Below are 22,494 nucleotides of genomic sequence, written 5' to 3'. Positions count from 1 at the left end.
AGCTATGGAAAATGCCCGCCCGATGTAGCCGTTGGCGGCGGAGTTGCGTTACACTTCCCGAATCAATCTGCTTCTCCTTTCCGTTCTTTTATCATGAGCAAACATCGTTGGCAAACCCTGGGCCTGGGCACTCTGGCCGGTTTTCGGAGCATGACGGCTCCGGCCCTATTGAGCAGCAACCTGCTCACCTACCGGCCACATGCCCTAGCCGGCTCGCCGCTGCGCTATCTGCAAACGCCCCTGGTGGCGCACGGCCTCAAACTGCTGGCCGCCGGCGAAATGACCGCCGATAAGCTACCCCAGATGCCCGACCGCATCACGCCCACGGCCCTGTTGGGCCGGGCCGGGGCCGGGGCGTTGGTTGGTGCTACGCTCTACAAAATCAACCATGACAGCCAGTGGCGTGGTGCGCTGCTGGGCGGTGTGGCTGCCATTGCAGGCTCTTACCTGAGCTTCTTCCTGCGCAAGAAAGCTACCGAGGGCTCAGGGCTGCCCGGCGGATTGGTGGGTGGCCTGGAGGACCTCCTGACGGTGGGCTCTGGCCTGGCTCTTACCAAAGGCACCCACGCTGGCGAGCCGGAGTCGCGCCGCTGGGCACTGTGAGCCGTTAATATTCTGGTTTCCGACAACAAAAAGCCCCCACAGTTAGTCTGTGGGGGCTTTTTGTTGTCGGAAACCAAGGCAGCCTTTATTCCTCGCGGGTAGTGCTTTGGGCCTCGGGCGAGCTTTGCGGCATAGAGCTGGTAGGCGAAGCAGGGCTTCCGGGGGCGGCGTCCAGCGCGGCATCGGCGGAAGTTTTCTGGTCAGCCGCCGAGCCGGTACCGATGGGGGCCTTCACTACCTGTTCGCCGCTGATGCTGTCGAGGTCGGTTTCAGTAGCGCGGGCTTTGGGCGCGTCGCTGAAATCCTGGCTGGCCTGTTGGTCTTTGCCGGGAGTTTTGTTGTAGTCGCAGGCCGTGAGGGTAGCGGCGAAGGCACCAGCCAGTAGGAGAGGAAGAAGACGTTTCATGAGCAAGTGGAAATTGGAGAATTAGAAAAGTGGTTAGTGGCCGGCCCCGGTCCGGATGCCGCTGGTACGGAGTTCTGCACTGTTTGCTACTGCTGCATAGCGCCTGAGGTAGCAGTAGCAAACAGCGGAGGCATCTGCTGCTTCCCGCGCTTCGGCCAAACGAGCATTTTCGCGGCAGGCAAGGTTCAGGCCCATCAACAGGCACAGGTAGCGTACGTAATACGGCATGAGGTGGCTGGTGTTTGGCAAACGTGGTGGCTGCGGCTGCGGTTGCACCAGGCTTGCCAGCCTGCGGGTCCGTTCTACCTTTACCGCATGGCAATACCCTCTCTTGTGAACTGGAGCGGCGGTAAAGATTCCGCTTTGGCCCTCTACTATGCCCTGCGCGACCCCACGCTCCATGTGACCGACCTCCTCACCAGCGTGAATGCCCATTACGGCCGCGTATCCATGCACGGGGTGCGCGTGCGTCTGCTGGAAGAGCAGGTACGCCGAATCGGGCTGCCGCTCACCCGGCTGGAGCTACCCGAAATGCCGGACATGGCCCAGTATGAGGAGCAGATGCGCGCTACCCTGGCACCCTTGCAGGCCAAAGGTATCCGGCGGGCTGTTTTCGGAGATATTTACCTGGAAGACCTGCGCCGCTACCGTGAAGAGCAACTGGCCCGCATTGGGCTGGAGGCTGTATTCCCACTTTGGCAGCGCCCGAATGCGGAGCTGTTACGCGAATACCTGGAACTGGGCTTTCGGGCCGTGGTGGTCTGCGTCAACGAAAAGTACCTCGACCAAAGCTTCTGCGGGCGGGAGCTGAACGCCGATTTTCTGCGCGACCTGCCGCCCGGTGTGGATAGTTGCGGCGAAAACGGCGAGTACCATAGCTTCGTGTTTGACGCGCCCTATTTCAGCAGCCCTGTTCCGTTCGAGCGCGGCGAAATTGTGCGGCGCACCTATTCGGCTCCTCCCAGTACCACCGCGTGCTCAACCACCACTACCACGGAGCCGGCTCCCGATCCGTTTGCCACGGGCTTCTGGTACTGCGACCTGCTGCCGGTTCCCGATTCATTGAGCTGAAACATTTAGCGCGGATCCACAGTCCCTATATCGTTTCACCCCTGTTTTACTCCTCATGTCCAACGCGCCGGCCATTATTCTCTTCGACGGGGTGTGCAACCTGTGCAACGGCTTCGTCCAGTTCGTAATTCAGCATGATGCCGCCGGCCGTTTTCGGTTTGCGGCCTTGCAGTCGGCAGCGGGGCAGGAGTTGTTGCGGCAGCATCAACTGCCGGCCCCCACCGAGCCGGATTCGGTAGTGCTGCTGATGGAGGGGCAGGCGTATATCCATTCGGCGGCAGCCCTGCATATTCTGCGCGGTTTAGCCGGCGGCTGGCGGTGGCTGGCGCAAGTGGGGCTGTGGGTGCCTCGCCCTTTGCGCGACGCGGCCTACCGCTTCATTGCCCGGCACCGCTACCGTTGGTTTGGCCGGCAGGATGCCTGCTGGCTACCTACCCCCGAGCTACGAGCCCGGTTTATCTGAAATTCCGTTTTCTCCCCACTCTTTCCCCCCGTATTACCATGCAAGCTTTGGTATTGACCGGCATCGAGCAGCCCGCCGGCCTGCAGGAAGTTCTCACGCCCCAGCCCGGCCCCGGTCAGGTGCAGGTGCTCCTCCACGCTGCCGCCCTCAACCACCGCGACGTCTGGATTCAGAAGGGCCAGTACGCCGGCCTGAAATTCCCCATCATCCTCGGTTCCGATGGGGCCGGCGTTGTAACAGCCCTGGGTGCCGGCGTGGATGCCAGCTTGCTCGAACAGGCCGTTATCATCAATCCCGGCAGCAACTGGGGCCCCAACCCTGCCGCGCAGGGCCGCGAGTTCCAAATTCTGGGGCTGCCCCAGGACGGTACGTTTGCGGAGTACGTGTGCGTGCCCGCTGAGTACGTGCGCGCCAAGCCCGCGCACCTAAGCTTTGAGGAAGCCGCCTCCCTGCCCCTGGGCGGCGTTACGGCGTACCGTGCCACCTTCACGCGGGCCAACCTGCAGCCCGGTGAGCGGGTGCTCATCAGCGGCGTAGGGGGTGGCGTGGCGCTGCTGGCCCTGCAGATGGCGGTGGCGGTGGGCGCAGAAGTCTGGGTAACTTCCGGCTCCGAGGAGAAAATTGCCCGCGCCGTAGCACTCGGGGCCAAAGGTGGTATTAGCTACAAGACCGAAAAATGGCCTGCCTCCCTCCTCAAACAAGCCGGTGGAGGCTTCGATGTGCTGGTGGATAGCGCGGCCGGTCCCGGCTTCAACGATTTGGTAGACGCCGCCAACCCCGGTGGCCGCATTGTGTTCTATGGGGCTACGCAGGGGGATATACCTGACGTGGCTGCCCGCAAAATCTTCTGGAAGCAACTGTCGGTACTGGGCTCAACCATGGGCACGCCCCAGGATTTTGCGGCTATGGTCAGCCTAGTTGAGCAGTACGCTCTGCAACCGGTTATCGACGAAGTGTTTCCGCTGGCGGAAGGTGAAAAAGCCCTGAAGAAGATGGCGGAAGGGCTGCAGTTTGGGAAGTTGGTGCTAAAAATAAAGGCGTAGTATTTATGCGTTTATCTGCGTAGAAAGCAGGGAAAATGCAGCTGTATTCGGAATTAAAATCGTGCTAATATCGTTAGCTGATTAACGAACGAACGAGTAACTTGCTGCCCTTATGAAGACGCCCGCTGAATACCTCAACTGTCCGGTTTTTGAGCTGACCTATCCCACTGGCGAGTCTATCGATTCAGTGCCGGTAGTAGCCTACAACGATGCGCTGCAAGCCATTGAAGCTGCCTTGGCCGATGCCGAAAAATACAAGTACCTGCTGATGCGGGCGGTGCGCCGCAGCGGTAAGCAGTACCCCGCTATGCAAGCCCTGCCTGCCAATACGCCCGAAACGCCGGTGCTACCGTTGTATTCACCCGACGAACTGGCGGCATAGAATACCGCAGCCTGCGCGGCTATACTCAGAATGATACGCAAAAAGCCGCTCCAACACGTGTTGGAGCGGCTTTTTTTATGGATGAAATCAGGCTGTTTTTATATTCCCGCGTCAACCGTCACTCGTAGCCGCTGGCCGAGCTCCTGGGCCAGGGCAACGGCCTGATTCCGCAGTTCCGGTACTGCCGTTGACTCAAAATAAGCAGGCCGCCGACTGGGTCCCAGCGTGAAAAGCACCCCTGAGGCCTGCCCCGTCGCGTTCAGCAGTGCGCCGTGAGCATCGGTTTCAATTCCCAGATGCAGGGCGTCCGGTTGTAAGTGTCCTGTCTCCCGTAGGCCCACCACCACTGATTCCTGAATCCGGCTGTAATCCAGCAGCGGACCGGTGCAGGTGATGACGTGCTGGGCCGTCAGTTGTTGTACTGGCTGCTGGCCCTTCTGCACGGTAACTACCAGTCCGTTGGCCGCCGGCTCAATGTTCTTTACCCGCCCTATAGCCTGCTGTACCTGGCCTTCTGCAAACATGGCGGCCACAATAGCCGCGTTGCGGGGGGGGCTGCGGTGCCGCAGTACCGACCAGATTCCCGCTAAATGCCGCAGAAACCGCGCCTGCTCCGGTTGCGGCCAGGTCGCCCATATTTGCCCCAGATGCGGCCGTAAGGTATCCACCACCATGCGCCAGTCGATGCCCTGCTTTTGCGCCTCCCGAACGTGACGGCGCAGAACACGTAGCACGTCCAGTACTGTATCGACTCCGGCCAGGTCAGCCGCGTAAAAATCAGGATAAGTGGCTCCTTCAAATTGATGAGCTGCCGGCCAGCGGCCGTGGCCCGAAACAGTAGTCACTAGGCCTTGATGGCCATCGGCCTGCAAGCCCAGAAGGATATCTACGGCGGTGAGGCCGGTTCCAATTAGGAGCACTGTGTCGTCGGTACCGATATTGCGCAACGCGCCCTGCGCCCAGGGGTTGCCGTGGTAGTTCGGGTACGCCCGATACTCGGTGCTGCTGGTGGTAGGATAGGGGGGCGGAAAGTTGCCTAACGCCAGAACTACATAGGTGCTGGGCAGTTCGGTGCCATCCATCAGCCGTACCGTGGCCGACGAGCCGCTGGGGGAAACCTCCACGGCGCGCGCAGCCTGATTGTGCCAGTAGCACCGGATGCCGTTCATAGAAGGCCATTCCAGTAGCTGGCTCACCAGCTGCTGCAGGTACCGGCCGTAGCTCTGCCGGGAGCAAAATCCGTGCTCACATACTTCCTGGCTGGTGACACGGAGCCAGTTCTGAAAATGGTCGGGCTGGTCAGGAAAAGCACTCAGAAACTGGCTGCGTACATTCAGCAGATATTCGGGCCGCCGGGCGGTATAGGCCAGACCCGGGCCTGGTACGGGGCGCGGTTCTACCAGATGCACGTCGCAGGGGTAGGGGTGGTTGCCGGCCAGCCGGGCCAGCTGTACGGCCAGCATCGAGCCCGAAAATCCACCGCCGATAATCGTTATGCTTTTACGTTGCACCAGCCTGAGTTAGTGGGAAAGTATGGGGTAAATTACTCTGGAAAAAATGATATAAAAATTAATTTCTGCAATATAAATTCATCCTCTAGTCGGAAAGCTGACTGGCGTTTTACTACTGTTCTGTCTGTTTGATAAACTAACTGCCTGACTAGCAGAAAGCCCGACTGCGGGTCCTGCCGCCAGGGCAAAACATACAGTCGGGCTTATAAAAAAACAGGAATCTGGCTACGAAACGACCCTAGTAGTAGTGGCCCGGTACAAGATAATTGCGCACATAATCGTCTATGCCGGCCTCCAGGGAGGTGAAGGGCCGGTCGTAACCGATGCGGCGCAGCTTGCTCATATCGGCCTGGGTGAAGTACTGGTACGTGTCCCGAATGTCCTCGGGCGTATCGCGGAAGCGGATGTCGGCGGTGCGGTTGAGGGCCGCAAAAGTGCCCAGGGTCAGGTCGAGGAAAGTGCGAGCCTCGCCGGTACCCAGGTTATAGATACCCGAGTCGCGGCGCGTCTGCATCAGGAACAGGCACACTTCCACCACGTCCTTCACGTACACGAAGTCGCGCTGCTGTTCGCCGTCGGCGTACTCGGGGTTATGGGAGCGGAACAGCGTCATGGAGCCGGTTTCCTGAATCTGGCGGAAGGCGTGTAGAATCACAGAAGCCATGCGGTTCTTGTGATACTCGTTAGGGCCGTACACGTTGAAGAACTTCAGGCCCGCCCAGAAAAACGGTTTCTCGGGCTGCTGCACTGCCCAGTTATCGAAGTCGTTCTTGGAGTCGCCGTAGGGGTTCAGGGGCTTGAGCAGCGGCAGCAGCGCGTCGTCATCAGCGTAGCCCAACGTGCCCGAGCCGTAGGTGGCGGCCGAGGAGGCGTATACTAACGGGAGCTGGTAGCGGCAGCAGGCCTGCCACATTTTCTGGGAGTACTCTAGGTTCAGCACGTTCAGCACGTCGCGGTTCTGCTCGGTGGTATCGGTGCGGGCCCCAAGGTGGAAAATGAATTCCACCTGCTCGTGGTGGGTATCCAGCCACTCAAAAAACTCCTCGCGGTCCACGTATTCGCGCAGGTGCTTGCCTTTCAGATTGGCCAGCTTGCGCTCGACGTTGAAATTATCCACCACCACGATATCGTTGAAGTTGGCGGCATTGAGGCGGGTGACAAGACAGCTGGCAATAAAGCCGGCGGCTCCGGTAACGACGATCATAAGACAGAAATTTGGTCAAAAGTAACCTACGCGGTGCGTATTCAGCCGTTGGCCCGGATTTCTTTCCGCGCCGCTGGCCGATTGGGTTCTTACAACCTGTTTATAGCCCTAGGGGTTGCGTCGTTGTCCCCTGCTCACAAAGGCCGGGGCAAAATCCGATGAGCAGGCGGGCTGGGTAGATTCCGCGTTTACCTTTGTCGCATGTTCTGCCCGCCTTTTATTCGCCGCCTGCGGTTTGCGCTGCCGATTCTGTCCCTGCTGACTGCCTGCCAGCCCGATAAGCCTGCCACCACTGAAACCGATGCTACCCACCAAGTGCGCGACGACCTGGGCCGCCAGTTGACGGTGCCCACCCACCCGCGCCGCATTATGGCACTGGCCCCCTCGATGACGGAAATGCTGTATGCCGTGGCTGATACCAGTACGATTGTGGCCCGCACCCAGGTCTGCGACTACCCAGCGGCAGCCCTGCGCAAGCCCGTTATCAACAGCTACCCGCTGGATCTGGAGCGGCTGGTAGCCCTCAAGCCCGATATTGTTTTCACTACCGAAGGCATGACCACCCCAGCCGATGCGCAGCGGCTACAAGAGCTGGGTATTCCGGTGTACTACCAGCGCTATCAGAAAATGGAGGATATTTTTCGGGGCCTTACTGACCTGGGCCGGCTGCTGGACCGTCCGGTTCCGGCCAAAAGGGTAGTAGATTCCCTCCGTACCGAGCTAGTCCGGATTACGGCCCAGGTGCCTCCCCAGCCGCTGCCCCGCGTGCTGGCCATCACCTGGACCGACCCGATTTACGTGTACGGGCAGAATACTTTGTTCACCAACAAGATTCTGCTGGCCGGCGGCCAGAACGCCGTGGTGGAGAAATTCGCCCAGCCCTATCCGGCCCTCACCCGCGAGTATATCCTCAAGCTCAATCCTGATGTGCTGATTGGGGGCAGCTTCGGGAAAATGGACAGCACCTTTTTCAGGCTTTACCCCGAGCTCAAGCGCATCAACGCCTACCGGAACCACCGGGTGTACGCCGCCACCGATGACCTGATGTCGCGCCCTAGTCCCCGGGTGGTGGCCTCGGTGCGGGAGCTGAAACAGCTGTTAAATTCCAAATAGCCGCGTTTCCGCCGCCCATGACCCGTTCTGCCCTGCCCTGGATTCTGGCCTGCCTGCTACTGCTGCTGGGGCTGCTGGTGGTAGGTATGCGCGTGGGCAGCTACGAAACCGACTTCGCCCTGCTGGGCCGCACGCTGCTGCACTACAATCCTCAGGACCCTGCCCAACTGGTGCTGGTGGAACTGCGCCTGCCGCGCCTGCTGCTGGCCTTGCTGGCCGGGGCGGCGCTGGCCCTGAGTGGCTACCTCATGCAGCTCATGGTAAACAACCCGCTGGCCGACCCCTACCTGCTGGGCATGGCTTCGGGGGGCGCGCTGGGGGCCAGTGTCACGTTTGCCTTTGTACCGGTGCTGGTGTTGGGGGGCTTGTATCTGCCGCCGCTGGCCGCTTTGGCCGGAGCCCTGGGCACTACGCTGGTGGTGGTGGTTATCGGGAGCCGGCGCGGGCGGGTCGTTCCGGCGCAGCTGCTGCTGGCCGGGGTGGCCGTGGGCTCGCTCACCACAGCCCTGAGCGGGCTGCTCACGTTTCTGGCAGCTACTGAGGAAAAGCTGCGCACCATCACGTTCTGGGCACTGGGCGGCTTCGAGCGTGCCAGCTGGGCGGTGCTGCCGTACCCGGCGGCGGCGGTGTTGTTGGGGTTGCTGGCAGTATTGCTGCTGCGCAACAACCTCAATCTGCTGCTGCTGGGCGAGGAACGGGCCACGGCCTTGGGGCTGCCGGTGGCCCGCACGCGGTGGCTGCTGCTGCTCATTGCCTCGGGCCTTACGGGCACGGTGGTGGCCCTGTGCGGCCCGGTAGGGTTTGTGGGGCTGGTGGTGCCGCACATCACGCGCTGGCTGCTGGGGGCCGTGGGCCGGGGCAATCTGGTGTTCTGCGCGCTGCTGGGCGGTACGTTCCTGGTGTTCTGCGACCTGCTGGCCCGTTTGCTGTATCCGCCGGCCGGCTTGCCCGTGGGCTTGGTTACAGCCCTGTTTGGCGTACCGTTCTTTGTATATTTGCTGCGAAAACAGGGAACGTAGGGCCTCCGGCACTGCGGAACTTGGTCGAAATCCAGCGGGACATGTGGTCGTGCGGGGCGTCTTCCATAGCCGCCAGCCAGGTTCCGAAATTCCCAAGTCCCTAAGTCCCTTACCAAAATGGTTTACATCAGCCGACAGGAACACTTCAACGCGGCCCACAAGCTTCACAACCCCAACTGGAGCGAAGAGCGCAACCGTGAAGTCTTCGGCCCCTGCGCCAATGCCAACTGGCACGGCCACAACTACGACCTCATCGTCACCGTCAAAGGCCGCCCCGACGCTGAAACCGGCTTCGTCATCGACCTCAAGCAGCTCAGCACCGTCATCCGCACCTACGTTGTGGACGAAGTGGACCACAAGAACCTGAACCTCGACGTGCCGTTCATGCAGGGACAGCTGGCCAGTACTGAAAACCTGGTCATTGCCTTCTGGAAAATCCTCCAGCCCGAAATCGAGCGGATTTCCGCGGCCAAGCTGCACAGCATCAAACTCTACGAAACGCCACGCAACTTCGTGGAATACTTGGGCGAGGAATAATGAATGTTGAGTTATGAGAGCTGAATGATGGATTGATGTCGTCATCGACTCAGTTTACTTCATCATTCAGCTCTCATCATTCATAACTAAAAAGAAATGAAGTATTACCTGATAGCGGGCGAGCGGTCCGGCGACTTTCACGCGGCCAACCTCATGCGGGAGCTGCGCCAGCAAGACCCTGCAGCCGAGTTCCGCTGCTGGGGCGGCGACATGATGCAGGCGGCCGGCGGGGAGCTGGTGCACCACTACCAGGAAATGGCCATTATGGGCTTCTGGGAAGCGGCCACCAGCATCCTCAAATTCCGGGGCTACCTTAAGGAGGCCCAGCAGGACCTGCTGGCCTGGCAGCCCGACGTGGTGATTCTGGTTGATTATGCCGGCTTCAACATGCGCATCGCCAAGTTCGCCAAGACCAACGGCCTGAAGGTATTCTACTACATCTCGCCCAAAATCTGGGCCTGGAACCAGAGCCGCGTGCACCAGGTAAAGGAGCGGGTGGATAAGATGTTCGTGATTCTGCCTTTCGAGGAGGAGTTTTACCAACGTTTCGATTACAAGGTCGATTACATTGGCAACCCAACGTCCGACGCCGTAGCTGAACATCCGAAATCAGCCGATTTCTACGAACGGAACAACCTGGACCCGCTGCGGCCCATTATTGCGGTGCTGCCCGGCTCGCGCAAGCAGGAAATCGAGGAGATGCTCTACGAAATGGTCGCCATTCTGCCGCCTTTCCTCGATTACCAGTTCATCGTAGCCGGCGTGGATAACCTCGACCGGAACTACTACGCCAACTTCGAGCGCAACAACGTCCGCATCCTCTTCGATCAGACCTACGACCTGCTGGCCCACGCCACCGCCGCGCTGGTCACCAGCGGCACCGCCACCCTCGAAACCGCGCTGTTCGATGTGCCGCAGGTGGTGTGCTACCGCACCAGCTCCGTATCGTACGCCATCAGCAAGGCTGTTATCAAGGTGCCCTACATCTCCCTGGTGAACCTCATTGCCGGCCGCGAAGTCGTGAAAGAGCTCATCCAGAGCGACTTCAACGCCCGTAACCTCGTCACCGAACTCAAAAAAGTTACCGCCGACGACGCCTTCATTGCCAAGCAGAAAGCCGGCTACGCTGAAATCCGCGAGAAGCTAGGCCAGCAGAAGTCCGCTGAAAAAGCTGCTAGGCTGATGGTCGAATATTTAAAAGGGTAGAGTATTTGTTTATAGATACTTACTATGACTAGGAAAAGAATTGTTTTAGAATGTATCGGAGGGATATGTATAATTTCTTTTGGGTTTTGGAAGTATTCTGAAATTCAGCGGCAAATAAATTTTATTAAGGAAAACGGAGTTTTTAAAAAAGCAATTATAGCAGATGTGAATTATACAAAAGGCTGGATAGGAAAAGTTGTAATAGATCATGATGATAGTATATATCTAAGAAGGATGAATTTTAGCAAAAAAATGCATGAGGGTGACTCAATTGCTGTGATATTTTCGGAAGCTGATGAAGCAGATTTTGTCTTGACAGCTGATAGTACTACTGAAGAATAAGCAGGAGGCATTCAGATGAATCTGTGTCTTGATTGTCTTTAGTTGCGTCTGCGTAAACAAAAAGGAAGGCCTGCGTGTGCAAGCCTTCCTTTTTATTTGATCTTTTGACTAATTACTTACGCCGCGCGTAGTTGCTTAAGAGCCGTTTGCTCAAACTTGCTCCGGGCGTATTCCTCGTCTATAACCAGCTCGGTGGTGCCTTCTTCCGAGGGCATATCGAACATGGCGTCGGTCATGATGGCTTCACAGATGCTGCGCAGGCCCCGGGCCCCGAGGCGGTACTCATCGGCGCGTACCACAATGTATTCCAGCGCGCCTTCCGAGAAGCTGAGTTGAATGTTCTCCATATCAAACAGGCGCTGGTACTGCTTCACGATGGAGTTTTTGGGCTCCGTTAGGATTTTGCGCAGGGTGGCGTGGTCGAGTGGGTTGAGGTGGGTGAGCACCGGCAGGCGGCCAATCAGCTCCGGAATCAGGCCGAAGGCTTTCAGGTCCTGGGCCGTCACGTAGCGCAGGAAGTTGTTGGTGTCTACCTTTTCCTCCATCTGCGTTTTGGCAAAGCCGATAGGCTTGGTGTTGAGGCGGTTCTTGATGATGCGCTCAATACCCACGAAAGCCCCCCCGCAGATGAACAGGATGTTTTCGGTGTTCACTGTAATCATCTTCTGCTCGGGATGCTTGCGGCCGCCGTGCGGGGGCACGTTCACCGTGGTGCCTTCCAGCAGCTTCAGCATGGCCTGCTGCACGCCTTCGCCGCTCACGTCGCGCGTGATGCTGGGGTTGTCGCTCTTGCGGGCAATCTTGTCGATTTCGTCAATGTACACGATGCCGCGCTCCGCCGCTTCCACATTGTAGTCGGCGGCCTGCAGCAGGCGGGTCAGGATGCTTTCCACGTCCTCACCCACGTAGCCGGCTTCCGTGAGTACGGTGGCATCGGCAATGCAGAAGGGCACCTGCAGAATGTTGGCCAGCATGCGCGTGAGGAAGGTTTTACCCGTGCCGGTTTCGCCCACCATAATGATGTTCGACTTCTCAATCACCACATCGTCTTTCTGCGGCGTCTGCATCAGGCGCTTGTAGTGGTTGTACACGGCCACCGACATTACCTTTTTGGCTTCGTCCTGGCCTACCACGTACTGGTCGAGGTACTCCTTCATCTCGCGGGGCTTCACGAGGTTGAACTTGGGAGCCTTGGAGTTGGCTCGGATCTTATTTTCCTCGTTGAGAATCTGCTGGGCCTGTCCCACGCACCGTTCGCAGATGTGCGCGTTAATGCCCGAAATCATCACGGTAACGTCTTTCTTGCTCTTGCCGCAGAAGGAGCACGTAATATCTGCCATTGCCAAAGGAACTCGCTGAAAAAGGGGAGGATAGGAAACGCTAGGCGCACCCACCGCAAAGGTACGAAAAGGCTAACGCCCCGGCCGGCCGAAAAAGTGCCGCCCGATCAGGCTTCTAGTATAACAAAAAAGCCCGCCGAAGCGGGCTTTTTTGTGTGTCATTCCGAGTGAAGTAAGGAATCTAGCTTATAACCAGGAAGCTGACTCAGCAACCTCACTCCGTTCGAACTGCTAAAAAACTGCTGGCTTACGCAGCCTTTTTCTTTTCCAGCACCTCGTCGATGAGGCCGTACTCCTTGGCTTCATCGGCGCGCATCCAGTAGTCACGCTCCGAGTTGTCGTAGATTTCCTGGTAGCTTTTGCCGGTGTGCTGAGCCAGAATGTCATACAACTCCTTCTTCAGCTTCAGGATTTCGCGGGCCGTAATTTCAATGTCCGTCGATTGGCCTTGTGCGCCGCCCGAAGGCTGGTGAATCATCACGCGGGCGTGGGGGAGGGCCGAACGTTTGTCCTTGGCACCACCCGCCAGCAGTACGGCGCCCATCGAGGCGGCCAGGCCGGTGCAGATGGTAGCCACGTCGGGGTTCACGTACTGCATCGTGTCATAGATACCCAGGCCGGCATACACCGAGCCACCGGGCGAGTTGATGTAGAGCAGAATGTCCTTCTTGGCATCCACCGACTCCAGAAACAGCATCTGCGCCGTCAGAATGTTGGCTACGTAGTCATCCACGGCCGTGCCCAGGAACACGATGCGGTCCATGATCAGGCGGGAGAAAACGTCAATTTCAGCAAAGCGCGTCGGGCGCTCCTCAATTACCGAACGGGTCATGCCGGTGGGCATAATCAGGCCGTTGCGGGTCTGGCCTTCTACGTGCTGGATGAATTGGTCAACGCCCAGGCCGCTCAGGCCCTGGCCTTTCACGGCGAACTTGCGGAACTCTTGTTTATTCAACATGGGAGAAAAAAGGAGTTGGGTTAGTGCTTGGTGCTTTGGGCGTAGTGCTTAGCAGATAGCTCGGTGATACACAGGAATATAGTCACCGGATACTATCAGCTAGGCACTAAACAAAAAAGCCCCTACGGCAAGTAAGGGCTTTTTCGTTGGTTCGAAAACCGAAAAATGTCAGCGGTTAGCCGGCATTCTGATTGCGGAAGTCCTCGGCCGTAATCGGGTTGTCGTTAACAACAACTTTGCCGCGCAGGTTTTCCAGCACTTTCTCTGCCATAATGGCCTCATACTCGTCCACGTAGTTTTTGCCGTTCTCCTGACGCAGGAAGTTGTCAGCAAAGCCACGTACCGATTCTTCCAGCTCGGGCGTCATCTCCATATTGAACTGGCCCAGGATTTTCTGTACGGTACGGTCCACGATTTCCTCGTTCGATACCTTCAGCTCCTGTGCTTCCACCACTTTGTTGCGGATCAGCGACCATTTCAGCTCCTTGGCGTAATCCTCGAAGTGCTCCTCTACCTGCTCCTGGGTCAGTTTGCCCTGGTTAGCACGTACCAGCCACTTTTTGAAGAACTCCGTTGGCAGCTCGATGGTGGTGTTTTCCAGCATCTTGTCGATGATCTGGCGGTTCACCAAATTGTCCGACTCCCGGTCGTAGTTCTCCTGTACCGTCGAGCGCACTTTCTCGTCGAAGTCTTCCTTCGATGTTACGATGTCTTTGCCGAATACTTTATCGAACAGCTCCTGGTTGAATTCAGCCGGAGCCGAACGCTGGATTTTCTCCACGGCCAGGGTATACTCGCCCTCTACGCCTTCCGCTTCTTCCTTGCTCAGGCCCGAGAAGCCCCGGATAGCTGCTACATCGCCGCCGAAAGCGTTCTTCAGGTCGAAGGCTACTTCGTCGCCGCTTTTCACGCCTACAAACTTGTCCGCATCGGCCTTCAGCTTGTTGGTGGGCAGCAACACGACGCGGCCTTCGCCTTCCTCACCGACTTTCTTCAGCTTGCCGTAGATGAAGTCATTGGCTTCTGAAACCTCGGGCTCCGACGTTTCGCCAAACTGACGCTCCAGCTGCTCGTAAGTTTCTTTCAGGGTGTTCTCGTCGAGTTCTACTTTATGACGATCAACGCTCACGGCCTGATCGGCGGGCAGATCGAACTCGGGCAGCAGGCCCAGCTCAAACTGGAAGGAGTAGTCCTTCTGGTTGTCGAAGTCGATATCGGTCGGTACGGGCAGGGGCTCGCCCAGAATTTTCAGGTTGTTCTCCTTGATGTACTCATCCACCGACTTGCTGAGCAGGCCGTTGATTTCTTCCACCAGGATGCCTTTGCCGTACATTTTGCGCACCAGCCCAACCGGTACCTTGCCCGGGCGGAACCCTTTGATCTGCGCTTTTTTGCTGTACTCCTTCAGCTTGCTCTCCACGGTGGGGGCGTAATCAGCCTCCGTGAGGTTCACTGTCAGGATGGCATGGAGCTGGTCGTCTTTTTTGTCGAGGGTAATGTCCAAAACGGGGGTCGGTTAAGGGTACTACGTTGGGTAAATAGCGGGCCAAAACCCGGGTAAAAAGAAACCCCCAACGGGTGGGTTGAGGGTTTAAAAGTGGTTTTTATCGTCAAAAACCTAAAAAGTGCGGATGGAGGGACTCGAACCCACACGCCTTGCGGCACCAGATCCTAAGTCTGGCACGTCTACCAATTTCGCCACATCCGCGTCACGAAGCCAACTGCCTCGGGGGCGCAAAACTACGGAAGCGAATCGGAAAAACAAACGCGTTATCCAACTAAGCCCAAGGTTTGTTACCAATTTATCGGGGCGAAGCCGGATTTTAAGCGTAGAATAGTGGCTTTGGCTGATGCAGGATGGGTTTTTCGTGACACAATAGCTATCCTGCACCAACCCTGCCAGCTCGTTGTTGTATATGGTAAAGCGGACTTCGCGGCCGAAAGGCGCCCGGGGCCTGTTCAAGCTTGCGCCGTAAGCCGTACCTTAGCCATCTCTATTCCGGTGCCAGCCGGCACTCACCGCGTACCATGTCTACTGTCATCGATCCTGAGGTAGAGCGTCAGGAAATTCTACGTCACTACCGCCGCTTGCTTCGCACGGCCAAGCCGTACCTGAAAGGCGAAGATGCCAAGCTCATCAAAAAGGCCTTCAATACCTCGCTGGAAGCGCACAAGGAAATGCGCCGCAAATCGGGGGAGCCCTACATTCTGCACCCGCTGGCCGTGGCCCAGATTGTGGTGGAGGAAATCGGGCTGGGTACTACCAGCATTGTGGCGGCCCTGCTGCATGATGTGGTGGAGGATACGCCCTGGGAGGTGGCCGACGTGGAGCGCGAGTTCGGTCCCAAGGTGGCGCGCATCGTGGACGGGCTCACCAAAATCTCGGGCGTGTTCGACTATGGCACTTCCGAGCAGGCCGAGAACTTCCGCAAAATGCTGCTCACGCTCAGCGACGACGTGCGCGTGATTCTCATCAAGCTCGCCGACCGCCTGCACAACATGCGGACCCTGGACTCAATGCCGCGCCACAAGCAGCTTAAAATTGCGTCCGAAACCATTTACCTCTACGCGCCGCTGGCCCACCGACTGGGTCTGTACAGCATCAAAACCGAACTGGAGGATCTGTACCTGAAGTACACGGACACCGAAATCTACGCCGAACTGGTGAACCGGGTGCGGCAGAGCCGGGCCTCGCGCAACCGCTTTATCAAGGAGTTTGTGCAGCCCATAGATGAGGAGTTGAAGGCCCAAGGCTTTCACTACGAGGTGAAGGGGCGGCCCAAGAGTATCTATTCTATTCTGCGGAAGATGCGCAAGCAGAACATTACCTTCGATGAGGTGTATGACCTGTTTGCCATCCGCATTATTCTGGATGTGCCGCCGGAGCAGGAAAAAGCGGCCTGCTGGCAGGTGTACAGCGTAGTCACCGACTTCTACCAGCCCAACCCCGACCGCCTGCGCGACTGGGTGAGCACGCCCAAAGCCAATGGCTATGAGAGCCTGCACACCACCGTCATGTCGCGCACCGGCCAGTGGGTGGAAGTGCAGATCCGCAGCCGCCGCATGGACGATATTGCCGAGAAGGGCTACGCCGCCCACTGGAAGTACAAGGACGCTGCCACTGCCCAGTCGGAATCAACGCTGGAAGCCTGGATTAACAAAGTGCGCGAAATGCTCGAATCTAATAACTCCAGCGCGTTGGAGTTTATGGACGAGTTCCGCCAGAATCTGTTCGTGAAGGAGGTGTACGCCTTTACGCCCAAAGGCAAGCTGGTGATTCTGCCCGACAAGGCCACGGCCCTCGACTTTGCCTTTGAAATCCACACTCATATCGGCCTGCAGTGCCTCGGGGCCAAAGTCAACCAGAAGCTGCAGCCCCTGAGCTACCAGTTGCGCAACGGCGACCAGGTAGAAATCCTGACCTCGCAGAAGCAAAAGCCCACGGAAGAATGGCTGCAATACGTAACCACCTCCAAGGCCCGCACCCGCATCAAGGACTGGCTGCGCGACGACAAGCGCAATAAGTCCGAGGATGGCCGCTACTTGGTAGAAAAGCGGTTGGAGCTTCTGGGCGTAGAATACACGCCTGATAATCTCAACCGTTTGCTGGCACACTTCAACACCAGCAACGCCCCCGATTTTTTCTACCGCATCGCCATTGGGCAGATCGACGGTCGCGAAATCCTCAAGGACCTGTTCGACCCGAACATGGAAGCGCCGCGCCTGCCTTCCCGCCTGGAGCCGAAAGCCTTCGACCACGAGGTGCAGAAAATACGCGGGGTGAATGCCAATATGCTGGTGATTGGGGAGCGGACCGATAAGTTCGACTACACCATTGCGCCCTGCTGCAACCCCATTCCCGGCGACGACGTGTTCGGTTTCGAAACCGGCCACGGCATCGAGATTCACCGCACGTCCTGCCCGAAAGCCGTGCAGATGATGTCGAACTACGGCAACCGGATTGTGCGTGCCAAATGGACGGAGCAGTTGGAACTGGCCTTCCTGGCTGGTATCCGCATCAAAGGTTCCGATAGGGTAGGACTGGTGAACGATGTGACCCGCATCATTAGCACCAGCCTAAAGGTTAACATGCGCTCCATTACCATCGACTCCAACGACGGTATGTTCGAAGGTCAGATCATGGTCTTCGTCAACGACACCGCACACCTCGATAAGCTCATTCAGCGGCTGTTGAAGGTGAACGGCGTGCTGCTAGTGGAGCGGTTCGACTCCTGAGTAGCTCTAAAAAGTCTTCCTGAAAAGGTGCAGTACAAAACAGCATAAGAAGTTCCCCGGCTACTCCTCTTCAGCGGTAACTTCAGCCAGTAACTTCTGCCGACTTTTTCAGTTTTTACTCCTTATATATAAGGCCTCATCCAATGCCCCTTCCTGAGAAGCATCTAGATAAAGAAAAGTACGAGGAGGTGAAGAAGATCTTCACCGCTTACCTCGAAAATAAAGGCCTGCGTAAGACGTCCGAGCGGTATGCCATTCTGGAGGAAATTTACTCCCGCACCGGCCATTTCGATGTGGAGGAACTGTACGCCGGCATGAAGGAACAGGGCCTGCAGGTGAGCCGGGCCACCGTGTACAATACCCTCGACCTGTTGGTAGAGCACGGCTTGGTGAGCAAGCACCAGTTCGGCCGCAACTTGGCGCAGTACGAGAAAAGCTACGGCTACCGCCAGCACGACCACGTCATCTGCACGGAATGCCACAAAGTGGTGGAATTCTGCGACCCGCGGATTCACGGCATCCAGACGATGGTCGGGGAGTTACTCAACTTCCATATCTTGCATCACTCTTTGAACCTTTACGGCGTGTGCGGCGACTGTCGTGCTAAAGCCGCCGCCCGCTCTCTAGCCGAATGAAAACTGATTCTGCCGTCCAGGACGGTATCCTCTTCGTGCGCCTCTCCGGCGACCTGATCGGCAGCCCCGATACCCAGCAGCTCCTGCAAAGCGTCGACCAGCACCTAGGCGAAGAACTGCGCCACTGCGCCGTTGATTTGTCAGGTATCCGCTACATCAACAGCACCGGCATCGGCGTACTGGTGTCGTTGCTGACCAAATTCCGCAGCCGCGGCGGCGAACTAGTGCTGATTAACCCGGCCGACCATCCGCGTAAAATGCTGGCGCTAACCAAACTGAACGCTATTTTTTCCATTGCGGACGATGAACAGTCGGCCGCTCAACAACTGAAAGCCGCGAACTAATGCCTGTTGACGTACTAGTAGGATTACAGTGGGGGGATGAAGGCAAAGGTAAGATTGTCGATGTGCTGGCCCCCACCTACGATGTAGTAGCCCGCTTCCAGGGCGGACCCAATGCCGGTCACACTCTCACCTTTGGTGGTACCAAGCACGTACTGCACCAAGTGCCCTCCGGTATTTTCCACCCGCATATCATCAATGTGGTGGGTAATGGCGTGGTCCTCGACCCCGTGGTATTCCGCCAGGAGTTGCAGAAACTCACGGATCGGGGTGTTAACTGGGAGAAGAATCTCTATATCTCCCGCAAGGCCCAACTTATCCTGCCTTCGCATCGCGCCCTCGACCGAATCAATGAGGAAGCGCGCGGTGGCAGCAAGATTGGCTCTACTCTGAAAGGTATTGGCCCAACGTATCAGGATAAAATCGGCCGTACCGGCCTGCGCGTCGGCGACATTCTACTGCCCGATTTTCAGGAGCGGTACCAGCAAGCTGTTTCCCGCCATACCACCCTCGCTGAATTCCACGGCCGCGGCCTCGAAATTGAAGAATTCGAGGCCGATTTCTTTTCCGCCGTTGAGTTCCTGCGCACCCTCAAGCTCACGGATACTGAGTATCTGCTGAATGATCTGCTGCGCCAAGGCAAAAACGTACTGGCTGAAGGTGCCCAGGGCTCTATGCTGGATATTGATTTCGGTACGTATCCCTACGTTACCTCTTCCAGCACCATCGTAGCCGGAGCCTGCACAGGCCTCGGCATTGCGCCTCGCCATATCGATAAGGTGTACGGCATCAGTAAAGCCTATTGCACGCGGGTGGGCAGTGGCCCGTTTCCCACTGAACTGCACGATGCAGTGGGGGAGCAGATCCGCCAGGCCGGCCGCGAGTTTGGCTCCACCACTGGCCGCCCCCGTCGCTGCGGCTGGATTGATTTGCCCGCGCTGCGCTACAGCATTATGTTGAACGGAGTAACCGAGATTCACCTCATGAAAGCCGATGTGCTGGATGAGTTTGATGAAATCCAGGTCTGCACCCACTACCAGCTCCCAAACGGCGAGCAAACCGACCATCTGCCTGACCACGGCGACCTGGAGAAATTGACTCCTATATATAAGAGTCTGCCCGGTTGGCGCACCGACCTGCAATCTATCACCGATCCGCAGGCCCTGCCCCAGCAACTGAAAGACTACGTACAGTTTCTGGAGCAGCATCTGGAAGTGCCCGTAAGTATCGTAAGCGTCGGTCCTGATCGGGTGAGCACGTTGCATATGAGCTAACCATATTTTCAAACAGCTAACTAGAACAAGAAACCCCACCTACAACTCCGTAGGTGGGGTTTCTTGTTCTATTCAAACGAAAAGCTTAGCTTTTTTAACGAGTTCACGAACTTTTTATCCGATCTAAGCAGTTGTGTCACAGCGGACAGCAGAATTCTTGACGGACCTTAGACGGGTTTTTCGCGCTCGGGTTTGGAAGTTCTGCCGTAATACCCCACTTTTGCACTCCCAATCCGAGACGCGGAGCGGGCCGCTGCCAATCTTCGGGCCACCAGCGCGCAAGTTCTTCTTTGCCTCCCGGCTCTTTTCTACAGCTCGCAGCCTTCCTTCGAAAAAGCGAGTTGAAAAAAAGTTCGCCTGCGGGATTGCAAATGGCAGCGAGAAAGTGCTACCTTTGCACCCCGCTTCAACCGGAAGCTGCTGCTGAAAAACGAATCACTTTCGAATCACGCCTCGAAAAAAGTTTTTCGGAAAAGGCTTGCAGGATGAAAAAAGCTGCTTACCTTTGCAACCCGCTTCGATCGGAAGGGGCTTACAACACGAATACTTCGCCGCTTACGAGCGGCACACGGTAGGGTCCAACGGGGCGCTGCACACGTTCTTTGAATGACTGGAAAAGACAAAAACGGTAAGCAACTTCGCTTCTGAGCAATCAGGGAAGAAGTTGAGATTACAGGTTTTCAAGCGAATCATGGGATGAGCCCACAAACAGCTCGTCAAATATACCGGGTCGGATCAGCACTTGACATCAGCCAGTTTTCGAACTGGTGAAGAGAATTTCTTACAATGGAGAGTTTGATCCTGGCTCAGGATGAACGCTAGCGGCAGGCCTAATACATGCAAGTCGAACGGGTGTAGCAATACACTAGTGGCGCACGGGTGCGTAACGCGTAACCAACCTGCCCTTGACTGGGGGATAGCCCGCCGAAAGGCGGATTAATACCGCATAAACCAACAGTGTGGCATCACACAATTGGTAAAGATTTATTGGTCAAGGATGGGGTTGCGTGACATTAGCTAGTTGGCGGGGTAACGGCCCACCAAGGCGACGATGTCTAGGGGACCTGAGAGGGTGATCCCCCACACTGGCACTGAGATACGGGCCAGACTCCTACGGGAGGCAGCAGTAGGGAATATTGGGCAATGGGCGAGAGCCTGACCCAGCCATGCCGCGTGCCGGATGAAGGCCTTCTGGGTTGTAAACGGCTTTTCTCAGGGAAGAAAAAGAGGATGCGTCCTAAACTGACGGTACCTGAGGAATAAGCACCGGCTAACTCCGTGCCAGCAGCCGCGGTAATACGGAGGGTGCAAGCGTTGTCCGGATTTATTGGGTTTAAAGGGTGCGTAGGCGGCCCGTTAAGTCCGGGGTGAAAGCCCACAGCTCAACTGTGGAACTGCCCTGGATACTGGCGGGCTTGAGTCCAGACGAGGTTGGCGGAATGGAAGGTGTAGCGGTGAAATGCATAGATACCTTCCAGAACCCCGATTGCGTAGGCAGCTGACTAGGCTGGTACTGACGCTGAGGCACGAAAGCGTGGGGAGCGAACAGGATTAGATACCCTGGTAGTCCACGCCGTAAACGATGGATACTCGCTGGTGGCGATAGACAGTCACTGGCTTAGCGAAAGCGGTAAGTATCCCACCTGGGGAGTACGCTCGCAAGAGTGAAACTCAAAGGAATTGACGGGGGCCCGCACAAGTGGTGGAGCATGTGGTTTAATTCGATGATACGCGAGGAACCTTACCTAGGCTAGAATGCGCGTGACCGGTTCAGAGATGAACTTTTCCTTCGGGACACAAAGCAAGGTGCTGCATGGCCGTCGTCAGCTCGTGCCGTGAGGTGTTGGGTTAAGTCCCGCAACGAGCGCAACCCCTACATTTAGTTGCCATCAGGTTAAGCTGGGGACTCTAGATGGACTGCCTGCGCAAGCAGTGAGGAAGGCGGGGACGACGTCAGGTCATCATGGCCCTTACGCCTAGGGCTACACACGTGCTACAATGGACGGTACAGAGGGTCGCTACACAGTGATGTGATGCCAATCTCACAAAGCCGTTCTCAGTTCGGATCGAAGTCTGCAACTCGACTTCGTGAAGCTGGAATCACTAGTAATCGCGTATCAGCAATGACGCGGTGAATACGTTCCCGGGCCTTGTACACACCGCCCGTCAAGCCATGGAAGTCTGGTAGACCTGAAGCTGGTGCTCCGCAACGAAGCCAGTTAGGGTAGAACAGGTAACTGGGGCTAAGTCGTAACAAGGTAGCCGTACCGGAAGGTGCGGCTGGATCACCTCCTTTCTGGAGCTTGTTCGACTCGGTTGACAAGTTGGGGCTCTCCTCCCACGATTTCGTTAAAATCTGTATTCCTTACCGAATACGTCTTTTCCATCATTCTCACTGTAGCCCAATTGGGGTTGCATACGTTCTTTGACATAGAGGAAAACAGAGTTTAAGAAAAAGAAGAGAACAAACGCGTGATTAACCTATGGTTGGTCACCCGAGCCGGTGTAGTCTACGGACTGCACCTCTACGAGAAGTAGACAAGGGCACACGGGGGATGCCTAGGCTCTCAGAGGCGATGAAGGACGTGATAAGCTGCGAAAAGCTACGGGGATGGGCACATACCAGGTGATCCGTAGATATCCGAATGGGGCAACCCCCTTGGTTGAAGACCAAGGATCTGTGCTCTTTTAGAGGACAGAGGCAAACCCGGGGAACTGAAACATCTAAGTACCCGGAGGAAAAGAAAATAACATATGATTCCCCCAGTAGTGGCGAGCGAACGGGGAGGAGCCCAAACCGGGTTGGTTAC

General features: G+C 57.0%; 20 protein-coding genes, 1 tRNA gene and 2 rRNA genes (1 of these 23 cut by a window edge). 16 read left to right on the top strand and 7 right to left on the bottom strand.

Features of this window, described 5'->3' with window-relative positions:
• The first annotated feature begins 93 nt into the window (after nucleotides 1-93).
• Nucleotides 94-603: a DUF4126 family protein gene (locus HSW_RS16090; protein ID WP_052346526.1), complete on the top strand. Its 510-nt coding sequence runs from the start codon at nucleotides 94-96 to the stop codon at nucleotides 601-603.
• An 85-nt stretch (nucleotides 604-688) separates the two neighbouring features.
• Here the strand turns inward: HSW_RS16090 and HSW_RS24585 are convergent, their stop codons facing one another.
• Complete coding sequence (locus HSW_RS24585; RefSeq protein WP_044002758.1) at nucleotides 689-1,009, bottom strand: hypothetical protein; 321 nt, start codon at nucleotides 1,007-1,009, stop codon at nucleotides 689-691.
• 315 nt (nucleotides 1,010-1,324) lie between these two features.
• On the opposite strand from HSW_RS24585, the gene HSW_RS16080 reads away from it, so the two are divergent.
• From HSW_RS16080 to HSW_RS16065, 4 genes are all read left to right on the top strand, one after another.
• Nucleotides 1,325-2,080, top strand: coding sequence for a Dph6-related ATP pyrophosphatase (locus tag HSW_RS16080; protein WP_044002757.1), 756 nt, complete (start codon nucleotides 1,325-1,327; stop codon nucleotides 2,078-2,080).
• A gap of 55 nt (nucleotides 2,081-2,135) precedes the next feature.
• Nucleotides 2,136-2,543, top strand: a complete 408-nt coding sequence (locus HSW_RS16075; RefSeq protein WP_044002756.1) for a thiol-disulfide oxidoreductase DCC family protein — start codon at nucleotides 2,136-2,138, stop codon at nucleotides 2,541-2,543.
• 38 nt (nucleotides 2,544-2,581) lie between these two features.
• Entirely contained in the window at nucleotides 2,582-3,586 is a 1,005-nt protein-coding gene (locus HSW_RS16070; protein ID WP_044002755.1) for a zinc-binding dehydrogenase, read from the top strand.
• Between the two features lie 112 nt (nucleotides 3,587-3,698).
• A complete protein-coding gene (locus HSW_RS16065; RefSeq protein ID WP_044002754.1) occupies nucleotides 3,699-3,968 on the top strand; it encodes a hypothetical protein in 270 nt (89 codons plus the stop codon).
• Nucleotides 3,969-4,066: 98 nt separating this feature from the next.
• Here HSW_RS16065 and HSW_RS16060 read toward each other — a convergent pair whose 3' ends face one another.
• Together HSW_RS16060 and rfaD are read right to left on the bottom strand one after the other, a co-directional pair.
• Entirely contained in the window at nucleotides 4,067-5,479 is a 1,413-nt protein-coding gene (locus HSW_RS16060; protein ID WP_155833009.1) for an FAD/NAD(P)-binding protein, read from the bottom strand.
• A 238-nt stretch (nucleotides 5,480-5,717) separates the two neighbouring features.
• The gene (rfaD, locus tag HSW_RS16055; RefSeq protein ID WP_044002750.1) at nucleotides 5,718-6,683 is read right to left on the bottom strand and encodes an ADP-glyceromanno-heptose 6-epimerase; all 966 of its coding nucleotides are present in this window, start codon (nucleotides 6,681-6,683) and stop codon (nucleotides 5,718-5,720) included.
• A gap of 201 nt (nucleotides 6,684-6,884) precedes the next feature.
• Here rfaD and HSW_RS16050 point away from each other — a divergent pair, with 201 nt between their 5' ends.
• The 5 genes from HSW_RS16050 to HSW_RS24335 all read left to right on the top strand — a co-directional run bounded on the left by HSW_RS16050 (nucleotide 6,885) and on the right by HSW_RS24335 (nucleotide 10,900).
• Nucleotides 6,885-7,796 carry an ABC transporter substrate-binding protein gene (locus HSW_RS16050; protein ID WP_044002749.1) on the top strand — a complete coding sequence of 304 codons (912 nt, stop codon included), beginning with the start codon at nucleotides 6,885-6,887 and terminating at the stop codon, nucleotides 7,794-7,796.
• Nucleotides 7,797-7,813: 17 nt separating this feature from the next.
• Nucleotides 7,814-8,815 carry a FecCD family ABC transporter permease gene (locus tag HSW_RS16045; RefSeq protein WP_044002748.1) on the top strand — a complete coding sequence of 334 codons (1,002 nt, stop codon included), beginning with the start codon at nucleotides 7,814-7,816 and terminating at the stop codon, nucleotides 8,813-8,815.
• A gap of 117 nt (nucleotides 8,816-8,932) precedes the next feature.
• Nucleotides 8,933-9,352 (top strand): 6-pyruvoyl trahydropterin synthase family protein, encoded by a 420-nt coding sequence (locus HSW_RS16040; protein ID WP_044002746.1) that lies wholly within the window; start codon nucleotides 8,933-8,935, stop codon nucleotides 9,350-9,352.
• Between the two features lie 96 nt (nucleotides 9,353-9,448).
• Entirely contained in the window at nucleotides 9,449-10,558 is a 1,110-nt protein-coding gene (gene lpxB / locus HSW_RS16035; RefSeq protein WP_044002745.1) for a lipid-A-disaccharide synthase, read from the top strand.
• Between the two features lie 24 nt (nucleotides 10,559-10,582).
• The gene (locus HSW_RS24335; protein ID WP_155833008.1) at nucleotides 10,583-10,900 is read left to right on the top strand and encodes a hypothetical protein; all 318 of its coding nucleotides are present in this window, start codon (nucleotides 10,583-10,585) and stop codon (nucleotides 10,898-10,900) included.
• Nucleotides 10,901-11,016: 116 nt separating this feature from the next.
• Here the strand turns inward: HSW_RS24335 and clpX are convergent, their stop codons facing one another.
• The 4 genes from clpX to HSW_RS16015 all read right to left on the bottom strand — a co-directional run bounded on the left by clpX (nucleotide 11,017) and on the right by HSW_RS16015 (nucleotide 14,906).
• The gene (gene clpX, locus HSW_RS16030; protein ID WP_044002743.1) at nucleotides 11,017-12,240 is read right to left on the bottom strand and encodes an ATP-dependent Clp protease ATP-binding subunit ClpX; all 1,224 of its coding nucleotides are present in this window, start codon (nucleotides 12,238-12,240) and stop codon (nucleotides 11,017-11,019) included.
• Nucleotides 12,241-12,487: 247 nt separating this feature from the next.
• On the bottom strand, nucleotides 12,488-13,198 hold the full coding sequence (locus HSW_RS16025; protein ID WP_044002742.1) for a ClpP family protease: 711 nt from the start codon (nucleotides 13,196-13,198) through the stop codon (nucleotides 12,488-12,490).
• Between the two features lie 175 nt (nucleotides 13,199-13,373).
• Nucleotides 13,374-14,702, bottom strand: coding sequence for a trigger factor (tig, locus tag HSW_RS16020; protein ID WP_044002740.1), 1,329 nt, complete (start codon nucleotides 14,700-14,702; stop codon nucleotides 13,374-13,376).
• 122 nt (nucleotides 14,703-14,824) lie between these two features.
• Nucleotides 14,825-14,906, bottom strand: a tRNA-Leu gene (locus HSW_RS16015).
• Nucleotides 14,907-15,226: 320 nt separating this feature from the next.
• Between HSW_RS16015 and HSW_RS16010 the strand changes: the two genes are divergently transcribed.
• The 6 genes from HSW_RS16010 to HSW_RS15985 all read left to right on the top strand — a co-directional run.
• Nucleotides 15,227-17,434, top strand: a complete 2,208-nt coding sequence (locus HSW_RS16010) for a RelA/SpoT family protein (RefSeq protein WP_044002739.1) — start codon at nucleotides 15,227-15,229, stop codon at nucleotides 17,432-17,434.
• A gap of 143 nt (nucleotides 17,435-17,577) precedes the next feature.
• Nucleotides 17,578-18,069 carry a Fur family transcriptional regulator gene (locus tag HSW_RS16005; protein WP_044002738.1) on the top strand — a complete coding sequence of 164 codons (492 nt, stop codon included), beginning with the start codon at nucleotides 17,578-17,580 and terminating at the stop codon, nucleotides 18,067-18,069.
• Complete coding sequence (locus HSW_RS16000) at nucleotides 18,066-18,413, top strand: STAS domain-containing protein (protein WP_044002737.1); 348 nt, start codon at nucleotides 18,066-18,068, stop codon at nucleotides 18,411-18,413. The genes HSW_RS16005 and HSW_RS16000 overlap by 4 nt, the downstream gene beginning before the upstream one ends.
• Nucleotides 18,413-19,684 (top strand): adenylosuccinate synthase, encoded by a 1,272-nt coding sequence (locus tag HSW_RS15995; RefSeq protein WP_044002736.1) that lies wholly within the window; start codon nucleotides 18,413-18,415, stop codon nucleotides 19,682-19,684. The genes HSW_RS16000 and HSW_RS15995 overlap by 1 nt, the downstream gene beginning before the upstream one ends.
• 783 nt (nucleotides 19,685-20,467) lie before the next feature.
• Nucleotides 20,468-21,980: ribosomal RNA gene (locus HSW_RS15990) — 16S ribosomal RNA — on the top strand.
• Nucleotides 21,981-22,212: 232 nt separating this feature from the next.
• Nucleotides 22,213-22,494 (top strand): 23S ribosomal RNA (locus tag HSW_RS15985) (it continues 2,625 nt past the right edge of the window).
• The 16S and 23S rRNA genes sit together here, the layout of an rRNA operon.

The organism is Hymenobacter swuensis DY53, from assembly GCF_000576555.1.
In the GTDB taxonomy this organism is placed as follows: domain Bacteria; phylum Bacteroidota; class Bacteroidia; order Cytophagales; family Hymenobacteraceae; genus Hymenobacter; species Hymenobacter swuensis.
This window is presented reverse-complemented; position numbering and strand designations above follow the sequence as displayed.